Annotated in this window: 20 protein-coding genes; 10 read left to right on the top strand and 10 right to left on the bottom strand. The window is 41.8% G+C overall.

Annotation, left to right across the window (positions count from 1 at the left end):
* The first annotated feature begins 244 nt into the window (after positions 1-244).
* The 10 genes from K5677_RS05325 to K5677_RS05280 all read left to right on the top strand — a co-directional run bounded on the left by K5677_RS05325 (position 245) and on the right by K5677_RS05280 (position 9,597).
* Positions 245-2,311: a leucine-rich repeat domain-containing protein gene (locus K5677_RS05325; RefSeq protein WP_296725548.1), complete on the top strand. Its 2,067-nt coding sequence runs from the start codon at positions 245-247 to the stop codon at positions 2,309-2,311.
* A 465-nt stretch (positions 2,312-2,776) separates the two neighbouring features.
* The gene (locus K5677_RS05320; RefSeq protein WP_296725545.1) at positions 2,777-3,214 is read left to right on the top strand and encodes an RNA 2'-phosphotransferase; all 438 of its coding nucleotides are present in this window, start codon (positions 2,777-2,779) and stop codon (positions 3,212-3,214) included.
* Positions 3,207-4,106, top strand: a complete 900-nt coding sequence (locus K5677_RS05315; protein ID WP_296725542.1) for a hypothetical protein — start codon at positions 3,207-3,209, stop codon at positions 4,104-4,106. The genes K5677_RS05320 and K5677_RS05315 overlap by 8 nt, the downstream gene beginning before the upstream one ends.
* A gap of 38 nt (positions 4,107-4,144) precedes the next feature.
* Positions 4,145-4,975 (top strand): amidohydrolase family protein, encoded by an 831-nt coding sequence (locus tag K5677_RS05310; RefSeq protein WP_296725540.1) that lies wholly within the window; start codon positions 4,145-4,147, stop codon positions 4,973-4,975.
* 362 nt (positions 4,976-5,337) lie between these two features.
* Positions 5,338-6,585, top strand: coding sequence for a right-handed parallel beta-helix repeat-containing protein (locus K5677_RS05305; protein ID WP_296725538.1), 1,248 nt, complete (start codon positions 5,338-5,340; stop codon positions 6,583-6,585).
* A 201-nt stretch (positions 6,586-6,786) separates the two neighbouring features.
* Positions 6,787-7,167 carry a hypothetical protein gene (locus tag K5677_RS05300; protein WP_296725536.1) on the top strand — a complete coding sequence of 127 codons (381 nt, stop codon included), beginning with the start codon at positions 6,787-6,789 and terminating at the stop codon, positions 7,165-7,167.
* Between the two features lie 42 nt (positions 7,168-7,209).
* A complete protein-coding gene (locus K5677_RS05295; protein ID WP_296725533.1) occupies positions 7,210-7,722 on the top strand; it encodes a hypothetical protein in 513 nt (170 codons plus the stop codon).
* A gap of 322 nt (positions 7,723-8,044) precedes the next feature.
* Complete coding sequence (locus K5677_RS05290) at positions 8,045-8,308, top strand: hypothetical protein (RefSeq protein ID WP_296725532.1); 264 nt, start codon at positions 8,045-8,047, stop codon at positions 8,306-8,308.
* Between the two features lie 207 nt (positions 8,309-8,515).
* Complete coding sequence (locus K5677_RS05285; protein ID WP_296725530.1) at positions 8,516-8,803, top strand: hypothetical protein; 288 nt, start codon at positions 8,516-8,518, stop codon at positions 8,801-8,803.
* A 374-nt stretch (positions 8,804-9,177) separates the two neighbouring features.
* Positions 9,178-9,597 carry a hypothetical protein gene (locus tag K5677_RS05280; protein ID WP_296725528.1) on the top strand — a complete coding sequence of 140 codons (420 nt, stop codon included), beginning with the start codon at positions 9,178-9,180 and terminating at the stop codon, positions 9,595-9,597.
* A 290-nt stretch (positions 9,598-9,887) separates the two neighbouring features.
* Here the strand turns inward: K5677_RS05280 and K5677_RS05275 are convergent, their stop codons facing one another.
* The 10 genes from K5677_RS05275 to K5677_RS05230 all read right to left on the bottom strand — a co-directional run bounded on the left by K5677_RS05275 (position 9,888) and on the right by K5677_RS05230 (position 17,545).
* On the bottom strand, positions 9,888-10,331 hold the full coding sequence (locus tag K5677_RS05275; RefSeq protein WP_296725526.1) for a flavodoxin: 444 nt from the start codon (positions 10,329-10,331) through the stop codon (positions 9,888-9,890).
* A gap of 20 nt (positions 10,332-10,351) precedes the next feature.
* Positions 10,352-10,864, bottom strand: coding sequence for a nitroreductase family protein (locus K5677_RS05270; protein WP_296725525.1), 513 nt, complete (start codon positions 10,862-10,864; stop codon positions 10,352-10,354).
* Between the two features lie 25 nt (positions 10,865-10,889).
* Complete coding sequence (locus K5677_RS05265) at positions 10,890-11,582, bottom strand: Pr6Pr family membrane protein (protein WP_296725523.1); 693 nt, start codon at positions 11,580-11,582, stop codon at positions 10,890-10,892.
* 12 nt (positions 11,583-11,594) lie between these two features.
* Entirely contained in the window at positions 11,595-12,521 is a 927-nt protein-coding gene (locus K5677_RS05260; RefSeq protein ID WP_296725520.1) for an aldo/keto reductase, read from the bottom strand.
* A 30-nt stretch (positions 12,522-12,551) separates the two neighbouring features.
* Complete coding sequence (locus K5677_RS05255; RefSeq protein ID WP_296725518.1) at positions 12,552-13,340, bottom strand: nitroreductase family protein; 789 nt, start codon at positions 13,338-13,340, stop codon at positions 12,552-12,554.
* A gap of 55 nt (positions 13,341-13,395) precedes the next feature.
* A complete protein-coding gene (locus K5677_RS05250; protein ID WP_296725516.1) occupies positions 13,396-13,842 on the bottom strand; it encodes a MarR family transcriptional regulator in 447 nt (148 codons plus the stop codon).
* 190 nt (positions 13,843-14,032) lie between these two features.
* Positions 14,033-15,079, bottom strand: coding sequence for an ABC transporter substrate-binding protein (locus tag K5677_RS05245; protein ID WP_296725513.1), 1,047 nt, complete (start codon positions 15,077-15,079; stop codon positions 14,033-14,035).
* A gap of 19 nt (positions 15,080-15,098) precedes the next feature.
* The gene (locus K5677_RS05240) at positions 15,099-15,878 is read right to left on the bottom strand and encodes an ABC transporter ATP-binding protein (protein ID WP_296725510.1); all 780 of its coding nucleotides are present in this window, start codon (positions 15,876-15,878) and stop codon (positions 15,099-15,101) included.
* Positions 15,872-16,834 (bottom strand): ABC transporter permease subunit, encoded by a 963-nt coding sequence (locus tag K5677_RS05235; protein WP_296725509.1) that lies wholly within the window; start codon positions 16,832-16,834, stop codon positions 15,872-15,874. The genes K5677_RS05240 and K5677_RS05235 overlap by 7 nt, the downstream gene beginning before the upstream one ends.
* A gap of 6 nt (positions 16,835-16,840) precedes the next feature.
* Positions 16,841-17,545 carry a DUF1847 domain-containing protein gene (locus K5677_RS05230; RefSeq protein WP_296725507.1) on the bottom strand — a complete coding sequence of 235 codons (705 nt, stop codon included), beginning with the start codon at positions 17,543-17,545 and terminating at the stop codon, positions 16,841-16,843.
* Positions 17,546-17,577 lie beyond the last annotated feature (32 nt).

Genomic DNA, 17,577 nt, shown 5'->3' with positions numbered 1-17,577 from the left:
TCAATGTTTTTTCAGGCAGATCTCTGATCTGTCTTTTCGTCATGCCGTTTTGCTGTAAGTATTAGCAGGAGTTTGTTCGCTTACATACAAACATACTCCTGCTTCTTTATCGTTTTCAGTTAGCTTAATGACATTACCCATGATCCGGAAGATCATATGTCATCAGTTGATTCAGCTGTTATGCAGGCGTGCACACTGCTTAGCGGCATGAATATATTAAATCGTGATAAGGAGAATTTTTAATATGAATAACAAGATCAGACGCAGCATCGCAGCAGTATGTGCTGTAGCAGCTATATGCAGTCCATTAACACAGAATTCTGTTTTTTCAGGCAGTATTGTCAAACCTGTAGTTGCATCAGCAGAAGGACAGCCATTTACTTCAGGAGCGTGTTCAGGGGCTTACTTCAATGATGAACAGGAAGGAGTACAGATCTATTACATGACTAAGAATAATGGCATAGTTATAACAGGCTGCAAAACATCAAAGGCAATGACATCGGTAAGGATACCTAAACAGATCGACAACAAAGACGTTATATCAGTAGCTGATAATGCGTTCAATGGACAGACAAATATCAGCAGCGTAGAATTCTATGGAATAAATGGGCCATTATACAGTACATACACTTCGCGTGGACGCCAATATACAACTCAGGTAAGATTCACGGGAGGAAGCTCGATTTCTGAGATAGGTGAAAGTGCTTTCGAAAACTGTACTAATCTTACATATGTACAAGTTGGTGATAAGGAACTTACTGTTAAAGATTCAGCATTTTCAGGATGTACAAAATTCGGCACTATAAGTTTTAATTCTTCGAGCAAAAATAATATTGATCCGACGTTCGGAAATATTGGAGCATATGCTTTTGCACAAACAAATATTGAGTGGTTTGGCTTTACAGACACAAAAGTGATTAATTGCAAGAAGATAGGATACGAAGCTTTTAATGAATGTGCAAGACTCAGAGAAATAAATATCAACGCAACATCTGTTGACAGCAGATGTTTCCAGAAGTGCAGTTTACTGACCAATATTAAGATCAAAGCAGATTCTATCGGTAAATATTGTTTCAGCAGATCTTATAATGTAACCAGTGCTGATCTTGATGTAGCTACAATTAATGAGTATGCCTTTTCAGGGTGTTCAAAACTTAAAAAACTGAATCTTGTTAATACAAAGAAAATCCATCAGCATGCTTTCGAAAACTGTACCGAGCTTGTAACTGTAAATTTCCCGAAGACGATCACATCAATCGGTGACCTTGCATTTCTTGGAGATACAAAGCTTAGTTCACCGGTATCGTTTATAAGAGAAAATGGAGAGAGAGTATATATCGGAAGAGGCGCATTCAACAATACTGCTGTAGAATATCTGGTATTGTGCGGAGATAATATTAAGGTCGAATCATATGCTTTCTGCCGCAGCAATTTAAAAGCAGTTATAGTTGAGGGAAATGTGGATTTGAATTATTGTTCGCTAAACTACGGAATAGATGATGCCGTATTTACAATGTATGGAGATGCTGATACAAATGAATATGCTTCAAACTATGGCATCACATATGTTAAAGCCGATAAAAGCCGTTCTTATGACAAGATACTCGACGAGAACAAGTCGTATTTAATGGGAATAAACAAATTCGAAAATGCGAATGGAAGTTGTTCAGGTATGTCAATAATGCAGATGTTTGCAATGACAGGCAAGGTAGATCTTTCTGATCTTCTGCCTGAAGGAGAAAGCATGATAGACATTCCCGGGAATGCATATGTCGATCATATACCGGAATACAGCGCTTTCTGCGATCAGGTGATCGATTATCATAAAAACCAGACTTCTTACCTGCATTATGATTATAAAATAACTTTTGATGCCAACACTCTTGACAGCCTTGCAAAGCTGACAGAATATGGTGTCAGTGTTCCCGGTGTTCTCAGGCTTTATAATCACAGACATGTTGTTACATATTTAGGTGTAGAAAAACTTAGTGAGCCGGTAGAGAAATACAATGCAAATACACAGAAATATGAAAAGTATAACTACAGATTTATTATAGGTGACAGCGGTTACAGGTTCAAGTACGATGAAAATGGCAATGTTGTTGCTCGCGGAGCTGATTCCCTTACATGGAAGCCGGGTTGGACAGAAGATATGGGCTGGATACCGATTGAGGATACATACCTTTATGTGAATACAGAAGGTGGTTGTTACCAGCAGAGATGGGATCATGAAGAAAATGTTAAACCAACTCTTAATCCGACAACAATAAATGATCTTAGTTTACTGCTTGCGCCTACTGTACATATATAATTCTTTTTTTGCAGATCTTGTATAATGATTTATACTTAAAAAACGCCGCATTTATGCGGCGATATTTTTATCATACAGCATAATTCAGGAATAATAGCTCTTGTATAGTTTTGAGAATAATGGCAACATACCACAAACTAAAAATAAATGAGCGTGATATGATGCGAAAAATAATAGATAATGTTATCTGTTATATGTCAGCGTTCACTTTCTGACTGTTGAGAGACACAGCCGATAAATGCAAATAAGTCCTGCCTGATCTGAAAACCTTGTGTTCGTAGCGGTCAGCCGCTTCTTACACTGAGCAGAGGCGGTTCGGTTCCAGTCTGCTCTTATAAAAAGCCAAAACTCCCTGTGTTTATGCACATGGAGTGATTTATAATGCGAGATTTCTATTGATTTTAAGGCGCTATTATGTTATACTAAGTATAGAATAAATGAAATAACAAGTAATGGGAGGAGAAAATGAACGAATTATCGAAATATCTGTGTTTGCTCCTTCGTCACCAGTCCGAGAAAGCAGAGCTTGATATGGACGAACACGGCTGGGCAGCCGAGCCAATAAAAGCATGTTGGCAGAAAAGGATAAATGTTATGAAAAACAAAAAACAAGGCAATAACTGGACAGCTTATTATGATAATGATACGAAACGATACTTTGCGGAAATAATGTACACCAGCCGTGAGGGGCGTGAGCAGTATGACTATGAGATCACTCAGGATATTTACGCCCGTCTCGGTACATTCAGTGATGATGTCGACAACGAGAGACTTATCAAAACAGGCAAGAGTGTATACTCTTTTGAAAACACGATGTATGGCACTCTCGGTCCTGAGAGAACGGTATGGGATGAAGAAGCTAATGAAACAATGAATAAGTGCGTGAAGAAAAACAATGACTGATAAAGCTTATTTTCATCTTCCGGGACTGTTTGAGTTCTATGACCTATACAGTGTGTTTTTGCCGCTGTATCGTGAGCATCGGGAATATTTCTACGACTGGTGTGAAATAGCGTCTGTATACGGTGCTCCGGCTGACTGTGTCTGGGGCGGGGGACGTGTCGGATTCGGCGAATGTGAAGCTGAAGATGTACTCGCACTTATGAATGAATACGGTATTTCTTCAAGGCTCACTTTCAGCAATTCGCTTATAAAACCTGAACATCTCAATGACAGGAAATGCAATGCCCTGTGTGAGCTTTTCGCCGGAAGCAAAGGTGTACAGAACGGTGTGATAATCTACTCGGATCTTCTGCTTGAACATATTAAAAATAATTATCACAGCCTTTATTTTGTTTCATCAACTACAAAGGTCCAGATTGATTTTGATCAGTTTTTAAAGGAAACCGACCGGAGTGATTTTAAATATGTTATTCCTGATTTCCGACTGAATAAGCTGTACGATAAACTTGATACACTCTCGCAGTTCCAGAAAGATAAAGTCGAATTTCTGTGCAATGAATGCTGCTCGTTTTACTGTAAAGACAGAAAAGCGTGCTATGAAAATGTCAGCCGTAAAAATCTGGGAGAAAACTGTCCCGATCACATCTGTACCGCACCTGATGCCAAAGAAGGATACCGTTTTTCAAAGGCAATGAAAAATACAGCATTTATCAGTACAGATGACATAATATGCACCTATCTGCCCCTCGGTTTTTCTAATTTCAAAATAGAAGGCAGAGGCCTCGGAAGTGCTGTCAATCTGGAATTTCTGCTTTATTATCTCACAAAGCCGGAATACCAGCTGACTGTCCGTGAAGAGATCTATCTCGACAGTATGCTGGATCTTTTCTGAATAGTGACATGATCTATAACAAGAAAGAAGGATATTTTTTGAAGATAATTGATGGACATACACATCTGTACGCAGATGAAATTGCAAAAAAAGTAATTGACAGATTTACCGATTATCATAGAATGGAACCGTTATCAGGACTTGGAAAGGGAACAGTATCTGATTTGCAGCACAAAATGAGTGAGGGCTTGATAAGCTATTCAGTTGTTGCCAATTTTGCTCCGCTGAAAAGCCTTTCCAAAACAAACGACTGGACATTGCGGATTTGCAGGGAACATAAAAATCTGATCCCTTTAGTAAGCATCCATCCTGATATGTCGGTTGAAGAAGTTGCCGAATACTTTGAAAAAGGCGCAAAAGGAATAAAAATGCATAACGGGATACAGGAGTTTGAGCCTGATTCTGACGGACTTGAAAAGATATACAGTTACTGCAATAAAAATCATATTCCGATAACTTTTCACTGCGGAGAAACTTCGAGAGTACATATGAATGAGTATACTGATATGTCGCATATCATTCCTGTTGTGAATGCGTATCCTGATATACCGTTTGTTTTGACACATCTTGCAGCATCAGAACCTGAAACGATCGAAGAGATCGCGAGCAGCTGCCCCAATGCACTGTTTGATACATCTATTGCATTCAGCGGTGAGCACTGCATACATCGTATACATAATGATCTGTGGGAGAATGATGACAAAGCAGCTGGATTTTTTCGTAAAATAGGCTGTGAACGTTTTTCCTTCGGCTCGGATTATCCTTTCGGAAATCCTGTAAGCGACATCAGAAGAATCATGGATCTGCCGCTGAGTGAACATGAAATAGAAATGATACTCGGTGAGAACACTGCTGCTTTATATTTCTGAGGGCGAACTTAGATGTCATTGATCTTACTATAGCTAATCAACAAGAACATGGATTATTTAGAGGAAGCCCAATATCGCAAATTCCCGGCATAGTTTCAGAACTGGTATTGCTTCGGAAACATAGTGAAACTTAAATATTGTTCAGAAGCCTAATGGTTCTTGAAAACTATTACATTGGTGTACATTGATTTCATTTATGTGTATTTTCAAAAGTGTATTTGCGGCAGTATTGATTTCTTTCGTATTCTTCTGGGGTATGTCCGGATCTGAGAAAAATGTCTTTCAAAATATGTGAATAAGATGACCGGTTTTGTAATGAGAGATAAATAAGAGCTTTGCTGCAAAATGAAAAGGGGTGCATTATGAAAAAGCAGGTATTTAAAGTTTTGGCGGCATTCCTTTGTGGTTCATTAGCCGCTTTGTCAGGTCAATACGCCGCTGATAGACAGTTCAAAGCCATTGCTGCGGAGACAGTCGCAGGCGATGTGAATGGTGACGGTGAACTAAGTATCGCTGATCTTATACTGTTTCAGAAATGGCTGCTTGCTGTGCCGGATACTAATCTGGAAAACTGGAAAGCAGCAGATCTATGTGAGGATAACAGGCTTGATGTGTTCGACTTGTGCCTTATGCGAAGGGCTCTTATCGAAGCTCAGCTTGCAGGTAAAGTGACCATTGTATCAACTGCTTCGGAACTGCGTACTGCTGTGAAAAATGCAAAGGCTGGCGATATAATAAAGGTCTCTCCGGGAGAATACGATCTACAAAGGCAGAAGGTCTATTCGGAAGCGGAGGGGACCTCTGATCTGCCAATAACTCTTGAAGCCCTTGATAAAAATGATCCGCCTGTGCTTAAATGTTCATCGCCTGAGCACAACTATGTTTTACATATCACTGGCGACTACTGGCGCATAGACAGCCTTATCCTTTCCAACGCTCAGAAGGGAATAGTCCTTGATAATTCCAACAATACTCTGATACAGAACTGCGAGATATATGACATTGGTGCTGAGGCAGTCGCTATCCGCGACGGAAGCTCATGCTGCACGATAAAGTCGTGCTATATACACGACACAGGTCTTGTTTCACCGGGTTACGGAGAAGGAGTTTATATCGGAAGCTCCAAGGAAAAAACAGAGTTTGACTTCAGATGTGACTATAACAAGGTAATGGATTGTACGTTTAAAAATGTCGCAGCAGAGCACGTTGACGTTAAAGAGTATACCAACGGTACTGAGATAGGCGGATGCACATTTTACGGCGACGGAATGACCGGTGCAAACTATGCAGGCAGCTTCCTCGACCTCAAGGGAAATGACTGTTATATCCATGATAATGTTGGTTACAGGAATGGAAATGTCAAGATAGTTGCAGCATTTGAGGTGCATGAACAAGTTGAAGGCTGGGGCTATCATCATGTTTTTGAGAATAATACTCTCTATATGGATCAGCCCTACGGTGCAGAGGAAACGTCAAGAAGGATTTATGCAGTGGACGGATGGTTCAGCGATTTCTCGGTCAGGAATAATTTTGTTGATTACGGGAATGGGCTTGTTCTTGCAGAAGGCACAGAGTTTTATAATTCGGACAAAGTTACATATCTGGATTGAGAGCCAAAATATATGTTGATTATTATTGATCAACACTGAGGAGATATTGATGGGAATAGGTGAAGTACTTCTTGATCATTACAATCAATTCTTCTGCGACAGTCGTATCGGCATCTCTCTCAAGGAAACTGCACGTGAATTTGATCTCAAATATAAAAATACCTGATATGATTTTTAGCTTCTAAGCAGAAAGGAAGAACCATGTTTTTAAAATTTCAGTCGCAGGAAGAAAGAAGACAATATGGCGGTTCATGTTTTTTTGAGTTGCAGTTATGTAAATCATCTCAAGATCAATCATTAGAGAATATCATGAAACAGAGCAGCAACTGGGAATACGATTCACTTTATGTACATGGAGATAAACCTTTGTATTCAGTATATGGTCCGATATTTGGTAATGGTGTTCATCCCAACATGACAGAAGGATACCTTGATCCTTGGGGCATCACATATTATAAACAGGACATGGTCAATGAGATCATAGAACGTGCGCTGCAATCTAAGCCGGAAGGCTATGAAGTGCTTATTGCCTGGCTCAATGAAGCAAAGGAGTATAATGGCTTTTATATTTTAGGTGTATGAAAATATCTGATAAAAGAATCAGTTTATAGGAGGAATACAAAAATGAAAAAAATGACATCAGCACAGGCTGCAAAAGAACTGAAAAGACTTAATGAATTACATAGTGCTCTGCTTGATAAAGAGCAGAAGTCCGCAGTGTTCACAGCTGCTATTCAGGAAGATATTGAACTGGCTCGCCCTGAATACTCATATAGCGAAATGCAGGCAGAGCTTCAGAATATTGAAAAACAAGTTATCAGTCTGAAGCACAGTATCAACCAATTCAATCTGTCCTATGTAATCTCGGGATTTGATATGACTATTGATCAGATGCTTGTATATATACCTCAGCTGACAGCAAGAAAGAAGAAACTTGAAAGAATGGCAGCTCGTCTGCCTAAGGAAAGGGTAAACAGCAGTTTCTCCCATTCTTCCAACTTCATTGAATATATCCACAGCAACTATGATGTCACTGCTGCAAAAAAAGACCTTGATGAGACCTCAGCACTTCTTGCTGAAGCTCAGATGGCACTTGATCTGGCAAATACAACAGTGGAATTTGATGTAGAAATATAAATGTTTTCCGAGATCAGGCAGTTTTCAGATAACAGCGGAGTGAGGTTTATTGTAAACACTCTATTATTTTAGGTTATTATCAAATGTTATCTGTTATATGTCAGCGTTCACTTTCTGACTGTTGAAAGACACAGCCGATAAATGCAAATAAGTCCTGCCTGATCTGAAAACCTTGTGTCCGGAGCGGTCAGCCGTTTCGTGCACTGAGCAGAGGAGGTTCGGTTTCAGTCTGCTTATATAAATAGAGTCTGATAAAACAGATAACCGCTGCCATATCAATTATGACAGCGGTCAGAATAATAATACCATATATGAGGTTAAAATGAAAAATAGTCTTAGAAATGACCTTGAATATGTTGAAGTAAACGGACATAAACTTCACATATTCAGATGCGGAGATATAAGCAGGCCGAAGCTTGTGCTTATGTCGGGATCAGGGACAATTGCACCTATGTATGATTTTAAGGTGCTGTACGCAACGGTCCACCTTAGCGCCTCACGAATGGAGGCATCATACGGTTCAGACTATGAATACACGATCGCCGCGCTCTGTGTGCCTGCAAAGGTAGTGTTCGACCTCCCATGACGATTCAGGCATATAATTCAGGAAATAGCAGCGATGGCGGAAAAAAGTGGTTCAGATATTAATTCCAGCACGAAAATGGCAGTGTTGGCTTCGCGCTTTTAGTATATCCGTATATTGACATATCGGCGGCGGTGTTGTATAATGATAAATGTAACATTTCAAAGATGTAATGTTCTGTAAGCTTAAACACAGGACAAAGACTTTTTTATGATGTATAATAAGATCATGGAAACGGAAAAAGGCTTCCGAATGAAAATACTGAAAGGAAATGATCTTATGAAAAAGCTTACTTTTAACACATTACAGAAACTCACAGGATTCAGCAAGATACTTTGTGTCTTATTCAGTGCTGCTGAATTATATGATATTTTCAGAGTTAAATCAATTGAACATCCAAGAAGCGATCTGCTTCTTCTCATCTGGACAGTTTCACTTCTTATTGATTATGTACTGTGCCGATATATGAACAGCCGCTATCCAAAACACAATTTCTGAATAACATATAAACCAATTAATTAATACAAACATCATGAATGTGAAATAGAGATAAATACAATGAATAAGCTTAGAAAAATGTTCGAAAGTAATTACGGGACAAAAACACCTGACAAGTTTGTAAATACAAAAATATATTTAGCAGTATCTATCATAGGATGCATTTTCTGCTTAATATCATTTATCCTGGCATTGATCAGTCAAACCACTGTTAGCTGTGTGATTTTCCTTATTGCATTATTATGCATGAACTGCGTAATCCAGTATTTTAAACACAAAAAGAATAATTAAAGCAATAATATATCCGAGATAAAATTATTAACTATGCTGCAAACAACAGAATTATCCCTGTTTAATTAATTGAGGTGAAATTTATGAATACTTTTAAAAGATATTTATCCGTATTTCTGATCATAGGTGCTGTTATTTTTGCTATTGGCTTTGTTTTATTAGCAATAGATAAGACTTATTTCAAATGGCAGATGATAACCGCTTTATTTGCTGCTATTTGCATATATGTCTTTCCTATGTCATTATATCTTTCAAGTCAGGCATCAACAGTTGAAATTAGGATCAATAAGTCAAAAAACGAATTGGTCAATAAGATCGATGACATTTCATTCAACAAGTGCAACAGAAAGAATAAAAAAGAAGTTGGCAAAGAGATGATATATTCAGCAGCTGATAAATTCAGTGCATGGCTGACTAACCCTGTTAAGGTATATGACCATGATGAATACGTCATTGTAGAAGTGCCAAAGGCATATAAAAAGTATTATACAAGCCTTGCATAAAACGAATATTAAATAATTATGGATAGAAATGAAAAAAGCTCCCTGTGTAATAACATGGGGAGCTTTTTTGTAATGAGTGAATGTGATTTTTTAATGTAAAACATATTGCTAATACATTATGATACACAGAAATATAAGTGTGAATCCTGATAGACCAAAAGAAAACGCAACAACCAAACTGTCAGCACAGACCGGAAGAATTAGGATATAACTAACGTCACAAAATGCCTGCCGCATCCACGGATTCAGATAGCAGTGCATTTCTGCAAATCGTTTTACAGCCGTTTTACTTATACGATCTCAGATACAGATGTTACCCTTTTTGCATCTGCAATAGATGCCCCTTTGACATACGGTGTCAGCTTTTCGGCAGTTTTTCCAATGCCGCTGCTTCCTGATGTGGCGAAGATATGCAGCGTTTTTCCGTTCCAGTCATAGCCCTTGCAAAATGTGTTGACCACATTTGGTGCGGCATAATACCAGATCGGGAAACCGAGATAAACGGTGTCATATTCGCTCCAGTTCTCGATCTTGCCGCAAACGGGAACGTCCTTCTTGCCGAGCTTTTCCTTATTGCATCTGGCGAGTGGATTTGTCCACTTCATGTCGGCGGCGGTGTACGGCTGCTCAGGCTTGATCTCGAAAATATCTGTGCCCAGCTTCTTTGCAAGCTCCTCTGCGAGCTTTCTGGTTTTTCCTGTTTCAGCACTGAAATAGATGACGATAGATTTCATAATGTGATCCTCCTGACTTTTTACAGATATGTGACTGTTTCGGACAGTGGCTTTCTGCTGGTGTGGTTCGGAAGCGGACCTGCACCCTCTGCGGCATAGCCGAGATCCAATATCATCAGCACTTCCTCATTCTCAGACAGACCGAGCAGTTCAGCAGCCTTGTCGGGATCAAAATAATTGAGCCAGCAGCTATCTACGCCCTCATCTGCGGCAGCGAGAATCAGATGTGTAGCAACTATCGTCGCATCCTCTGCACCGGAGTCACGCTTCTCCCCCGGATAGGTGAACACGTTGTTCTTGTCAAAGGCAACCACCAGAACGGTCGGCGCACCGTAGCGGCAGGGCGTGAGCTTGTCGATGACAGCGAGCTTTTCAGCAGACTGTATCACATAGATATGCTGTTCCTGCAAATTTTTTGCAGTGGGAGCAAGTCTGCCTGCTTCCAGAATGAATGTCAGCTTTTCCGGTTCGACCTGTTTGTCGCTGTACTTCTTGCACGAATAACGGTTTTTGATAACTTCTTTGAATTCCATTATATATTCCTCCTGTTTGAATTGTTTATTTATTTTTCGTGTGAAACACCTTTTTCAGTCCGTCCAGTATCAGCAGATACAGCATTCCCACGATCAGCAGCGCACAGAACAGCGCAAGTATCCACCATGCACTGCCCATATACGGCAGCTCATTCGTAAAACCGAACGCCCCTGCCGGACTGCCCCAGTTCAGAAAGAAATACGGATAATTATATCCTTCTGCGAACTGCCAGTTGCATACATAGCCGATGCCTGCGTATATTGCATACAATATCGGCGGAACGATCACCCAGAGATCATTGCGCTTTTTGATATTGCTGCTGATGCCCGTCACGAAAAAGTCAAGTATCCCGACAAACGGCACGACAACGTGCGTCAGGACATTCTGAATGTTCCACGCTCCCTGCTGCATAGTCGGGGCAAGTACAAAGCAGAACACCGCACCTGTCAGGGTGATCGAGACTGTTCCGACAAATTTTATGATATACCAGAGGTCGCTGAATGGCTTGTTTTTCAGCATTTTCACAAGTCCAGCCAGACAGATCACCGCAAGAGCAATATTGGACTGTATCGTAAAGAACATAAACACTGTCCTGCCGCCCATGAAGGAATTCCGCCCGGCGTGCCAGCTTAAAAATGTACCGATCACCGCTGACGCAATGACAATTGATTTCAGTATGTAGGAAAGCCCTTTTTGGAGCGGAGATAAATTGCTCATAACATCCTCCGATCAGGGGAGAAATTTTCCTGACGCCAGATACAGTACATACCAGTCATGATGCGACAGTTTGACCTTTACAGCATCACAGGTGTCCTTGATATGCTCAGGATCCATAGTACCGATGATCGCCTGCATCTTTGCAGGATGACGCAGTATCCATGCAATGGCGACAGCTGCCTTTGATACACCTTCACGCTCTGCGATCTCAGCAAGTGCCTTGTTCATTTCAGGAAAATCGGGATTATCAATGAATGTACCGCCGAACATTCCGAATTGCAGGGGCGACCATGCCTGAATCGTAATATCGTGCAGACGGCAGTAATCCAGTGCGGAGCCGTCACGGTTCACAGAAAGATCGGTTGTCTTGTTGTTCATGTAGAGTGCCTGATCTATAAGCTGAGACTGCTCCAGCGACAGCTGGACCTGATTGAACACAAGGGGCTGCTTCACATATTTTTTCAGAAGCTCGATCTGCATGGGCATCAGGTTGCTGACACCGAAATGGCGCACTTTTCCTGACTTTTCAAGGGTATCGAAAGCCTCTGCGACTTCCTCGGGATCAAAAAGCAGATCAGGTCTGTGCAGAAGCAGAGCATCCAGATATTCCATATTCAGACGGCGCAGGCTGTCATCAACACTGGAAAGGATATTCTCCTTCGTCCAGTCAAATTCATTTCTGTCAAAGCACAGTCCGCATTTGCTCTGGATATAAATGTCCTCACGCCTGATACCGGTCAGCGGAAAGGCCTGTGCAAAGCGCTCCTCTGCCTCACCGTTTCCGTAGCAGGTAGCGTGGTCAAAAAAGTTGATACCGCAGTCATAGGCAGTGCGAATGACCTTCGCTGCGTCCTCCTTCGAGAGAGCCGGCATTCTCATGCAGCCCTGAATGATCGCAGATACATTCTGCGGTCCGTTTACAATATTGAGAGTTTTCATACATAACCTCCTTATGTTTATATGATGCTTTTACAGCGTGACTGTTGCGATATATTCTGTATCCTTACCAACAGCGGTGTCAGGCTTCGCAACGCTTAAAGTACCGCCTGCAACGCTCATAAAATGATATATCGCTATCCCAAGATCGACTTTCTGAACGTCCCAGGCTGCACCGCTGTCTGCAAGAGTCTTTTTCTCATAGAAATGATATGAATTTCCGCACTTTACTATACGCCACGGCTGCTTATTGACTGCTGAGGGAGCAAACCTGACCGCTTCAAGAGCATTCTGTACTGTAACATCATCGCTGTGCAGGGGAGTGCTGAAATCATTTTCATAGAACAGCTCCTCGTTTTTTATGCGCTTATCTGCTCTTATGGCAGCTCTCATACCGATCTCTTTAATGGAGCGTTTCTTTGCAGGATAACCGAGAGGACTCACACAGGGCATTATCTCTCTGTCATTTACCCCTGCTTCCTGTTCAAACAGCTCATGCTTCATTGTACCGCCGATCCATGTTGTACCGATCCCAATTGACCATGCATACAGCACAAGTTTCTCAAAGGAATATCCGAATGCTTCTGCACAGTGATCTGTCAGCGGCACCTTTCCGGCAATATAGAGATGTTCTCCCTGAATTACAGGACTGGAAAGTCCGTGTTCATCGGCATCAAGCAGAACAAATTCCACGGGGATACCATACGGGTTTGTGATGGTACTGATATATTCCCTAAGCTTCTTTATATCGGTTTCTGTCACAGCTTTGCCGTCAAAAGTGCGGACGCTTTTTCTTGTCCTGATGATATTCATCATATCCATAGTTAGCACCTCTAATTTTATTTTTTACGTGAGACAGACCATATTCGCGGTCTTATTATGATTGACCGGAAGTAAGCTCCAGCAGTTCATAAAGCAGGTCATAGAGCAGTTTTGCTTTTTCAGGCGCAATATTAACGCATTTGCCGACCTGAAGCGGAATATACTTAGCTTTTTCCTGAAGCGCTCTGCCTTTTTCGGTCAGCGTGATGATAAATGATCGTTCATCGGCAGTGCTCTGGCTCTTTTCGATATATCCCTGCTGACGCAGCTTTTTTAAGACAGGAGATAATGTTCCGCTGTCAAGCATAAGCCTCTTGCAGATCTCCCCGACGGTCAGACCGTCTTTCTCCCACAGCACAAGAAAGAGGATATACTGGGTATAGGTGAGACCGATCGATTTAAGATACGGTGTATAAGCTGAGGTCACAGAGCGTGCAGCCGCATAGATAGGAAAACATAGCTGGTTGTCAAGCTTCATCGCCTCTTTATAGTCATACTCCAAGTGAACGCACCTCCACGCAAATGTTTGTTGCAACTATATTGTATCAAATATAAATGAGTTTGTCAAGAGGTAAATAGAATTTTTTAAGTGCAATGCATATAGGTCTGAACTTCGGGATTTAATTGACACATCAATAAAGCCTCCCGAGGGAGGCTTTAGCTATTGTTCTATCCGAAATAATTATGGTATCTTAGCCCTGAACAGCGTTAAAGTTATCGCCGTCAGCTTCATATGAATCAGGAACACCGTCGAACTTCTTGAAGGAACGCTTTACAAGATCGTCTGTATCTGTATTCTCATTTATCAGACCGATTGCTTTAAGCTCATTAGCAACGTTTACAAGTGCATCGTATCCGCCCTGAACGCTTGGTCTGAACTCATATGTTTTGAGTATCTCGGCATTATCGTCTGCATTGCCGCTGACGTATTCCTTCTCGACCTGTATCTTAGCGGCTTCCTCAGGATTAGCTGCAACCCATGCAGAGGCTTTGAGGCAGGCATCAGTAAATTTAGCAGCAACGTCAGGGTGCTTTTCTGCAAGCTCTGTAGATACGAATGTTACACAGCAGTATTCGGAAGCATATGGCTCTGTTTTAGCTGTATCCATAAGCGGAAGAAGGTCATATTCTTTTTCTGCCTGTGTAGCAACAGGATCCATAGTGCAGATAGCGTCTACAGCGCCATTCTGGAGAGCTATAGGCTGGTCTGCTGTTGAGTATACAAGGAACTCTATATCAGAGCTGTCTGCGCTGATGTCAAATCCGTTTGAGAAGAGCAGACGCTTTGCTGTTACGGCTTCCGAGCCTGCGAGAGAGGATACACCTATCTTTTTTCCCTTGAGGTCGCTCACTGACTTGATACCGGAATCCTTTTTTACAAGGAGCTTTGTACAGCCTGTATGCATTCCTGCGGTAATTACCATATTCAGACCATTGTCAATAGGCTGAATGAATTTTCCTACAAGACCGAATCCGCAGTCGATAGTGCCTGCGCCGAGAGCTGCCTGTATATCAGCCTTTCCGAAATCAACTCTTTCCCACTTTATTCCTTCATTATCAAGGAAGCCCTTTTCCATAGCGATCTGGAGAGGTGCATGACAGAGAGCGCCCTGAGCCTCACCTATTTTAAGTACATACTCACCGTTTCCGCTTTTTTCAGCTGATTGGCTTCCGCAGCCTGATGTTCCTGCTGTGAGCATTACAGCAGCTAACAGACCTGCAAAGAATTTTTTCTTCATAATAAATAACTCCATTCTATTATATATTGTACTCAACATCGCGTTCTTTTCCTGCAAAATCAAGTATCTTTAAAATTTTGCTTCTGAGTCTTATAAACTCAGGATTGTTTCTGTCACGGGGCTGTGAAAGTCTTACGTCGATGACATCTTCGATCTTGGCAGGTCTTGGTGTCATTACAACTATCTTATCTGCAAGGTATACTGCCTCATCAACATCGTGTGTGACCATTATCATCGTCATTTTCTTTTCGCTTTTTATCCTCAGCAGCTCATCCTGCATATTCATTCTTGTGAACGCATCAAGAGCACCGAGAGGTTCGTCGAGAAGCAATGCCTTCGGGTGACCGATCAAAGCTCTTGCAAGGGAAGCTCTCTGGCACATTCCGCCGGAAAGCTGATGGGGGAACGATTTTTCAAAGCCTTTAAGTCCCACAAGCTCTATAAATTCGTCAACGTCGTTTTTTCTTTCCTTAAACAGCTTTCTCACCTTTAGTCCAAAGGAAATATTATCATAGATATTCAGCCACGGGAAAAGATTGGGATCCTGGAATACCAGTCCTCTGTCATGGTCAGGGCGTGTTACTTTGCTGCCGTCTATATATATGCTTCCCTCGGTTGGGACATCAAGCCCTGCAAGCAGACGCAGCATGGTGGATTTTCCGCAGCCCGACGGACCTATCAGACATACGAAATCTCCCTTTTCAATTTCAAGATCAACGCCGTTGAGAGCATTTACGGTCTCGCCGTCGATGGTGGTGAAGGACTTCCTGACCCCTTCAAATATTATTCCGTCTACCATTTTATCACACCTTTCTGCCAGCCGAGAACTTTGTCACGTACCTTGAACAGGATAGTGATGATGAGATAAAACAGTGCTGCGATAACTATCAGACCTGCATACACGTTTGAATATGCCATCATTTCCTTCTGCCAGTTTACATACCAGCCTATGCCGTATTTTGCACCGATCATCTCTGCTGTCATCAGCGCAACGAATGAACCGCATATACCATTGAATAATCCGAGGAAAATGCTTGGCATTGCAGCAGGCACACCTATCCTGAATATCTTGTGAAGGGTGTTGGCTCCCAGTGTAGAGGATACCTCAAAATATGAATTCTTTACGTTGGATATACCGCTGGAGGTAAGCACAACAGTAGGGAACCATACCGATATGCCTATAATGAATGCACTTGCACTGCTTGCCTTTGTGAATACAACGAGGAGTATCGGTATCCACGCTGTAGATGGGATAGGTCCCAGTATCCTGATAAGTGGATTTATCCAGTATGCCGCAGCCTTGCTGAAACCAACTGCTATTCCCATAAAGAAGCCTATGATAAGTCCGCCGAATACTCCCTTGAACAGCAGCTTCATTGAAAATACTATACATTTCCATATGAGAACTCTGTCTTCAACAAGAGTGCCGAATACGCGGTCAAGGGCAGGAAAGTACAGTACAGGCAGTATAGCTGTCTTGACTGTAAATATATTAAGGATATTGAAGAAGAGTATCACGCCTGCAAGAAATAATGCACGGTAAAACACGGGATGCTCTGCTTTGGTTTTCTGCTTTTTTCTTATCATAGCCGAAATAAAAGCGCCTGCGTAGTATACTACAGTTACTATTATCAGCATATAAGCAAAATATGGGTGAGCTGATCTCTGATGCAGCGGTGAATCGGGCACCGCTAATGCAACTATCACTGCTGCCGCCGCTGAAAGCAGAGGAAGCAGCGCATTTAGTATCTTCATTGTCTGTTACTCCTTATCGTCTGTATCTGCTCCGGGGGAAAGCTTTGATCTGTCGATCTCTGCGCCTACAGGAGCGTGGAGAAGCTTCTTATAATATGCCCTTGCCTGATAAAGTGCGCCGGCAGGATTATGAGCGAGCATTCTGTCCTTTGTTATAAGTGTGGTAGTAAGTCCCTTAGCGTACTTGTAGAAAAGACTGTCATGACCTACACAAAGACCTACTACGACATTAAGGTCTACCTTTGCCTTTGCAAGGAGCTTTGCCTGCATTATGGGATTGCACATAACAGGACCTGTTATGCAGGTATATTCTTCTTTTACGCCGATGTCGGTCTTGTTTACCGAGCCCACCTTACAGCTGATGCCGTATACCTCAAATCCGTTGAGTCTGAGGATACGTGCAAATATCCTGCTCTCCTCAATAAGACCTACGCAGGTAGCGATACCGATCTTTTTTGCGCCTATGCGTCTTGCAAATTCGATTATCTCCTCTACTCTGGTATATTTTCCATAGAATTCGCCCTCGATCTCAGCTGAGACAACTGCGACCTTTTTGTTTACTCTGCTGTTTGTATAGAGTGCAACGACCTCGTTGATCTCATCTTCTGTCAGCTCTGCTGTGGGGCAGAATTCGGGATATTTTCCGTTTCTGTTAAGACAGTTCATTACTCCGCAGTCTGCGCAGCTCATACATACTTTTTCCTTTGACATGATACATTCTCCTTTATATTATAGATGTACCA

The organism is Ruminococcus sp. (assembly GCF_024684275.1).
Note: the sequence above shows the minus strand (reverse complement) of the source record. Positions and strands in the feature narration are given on the sequence as shown.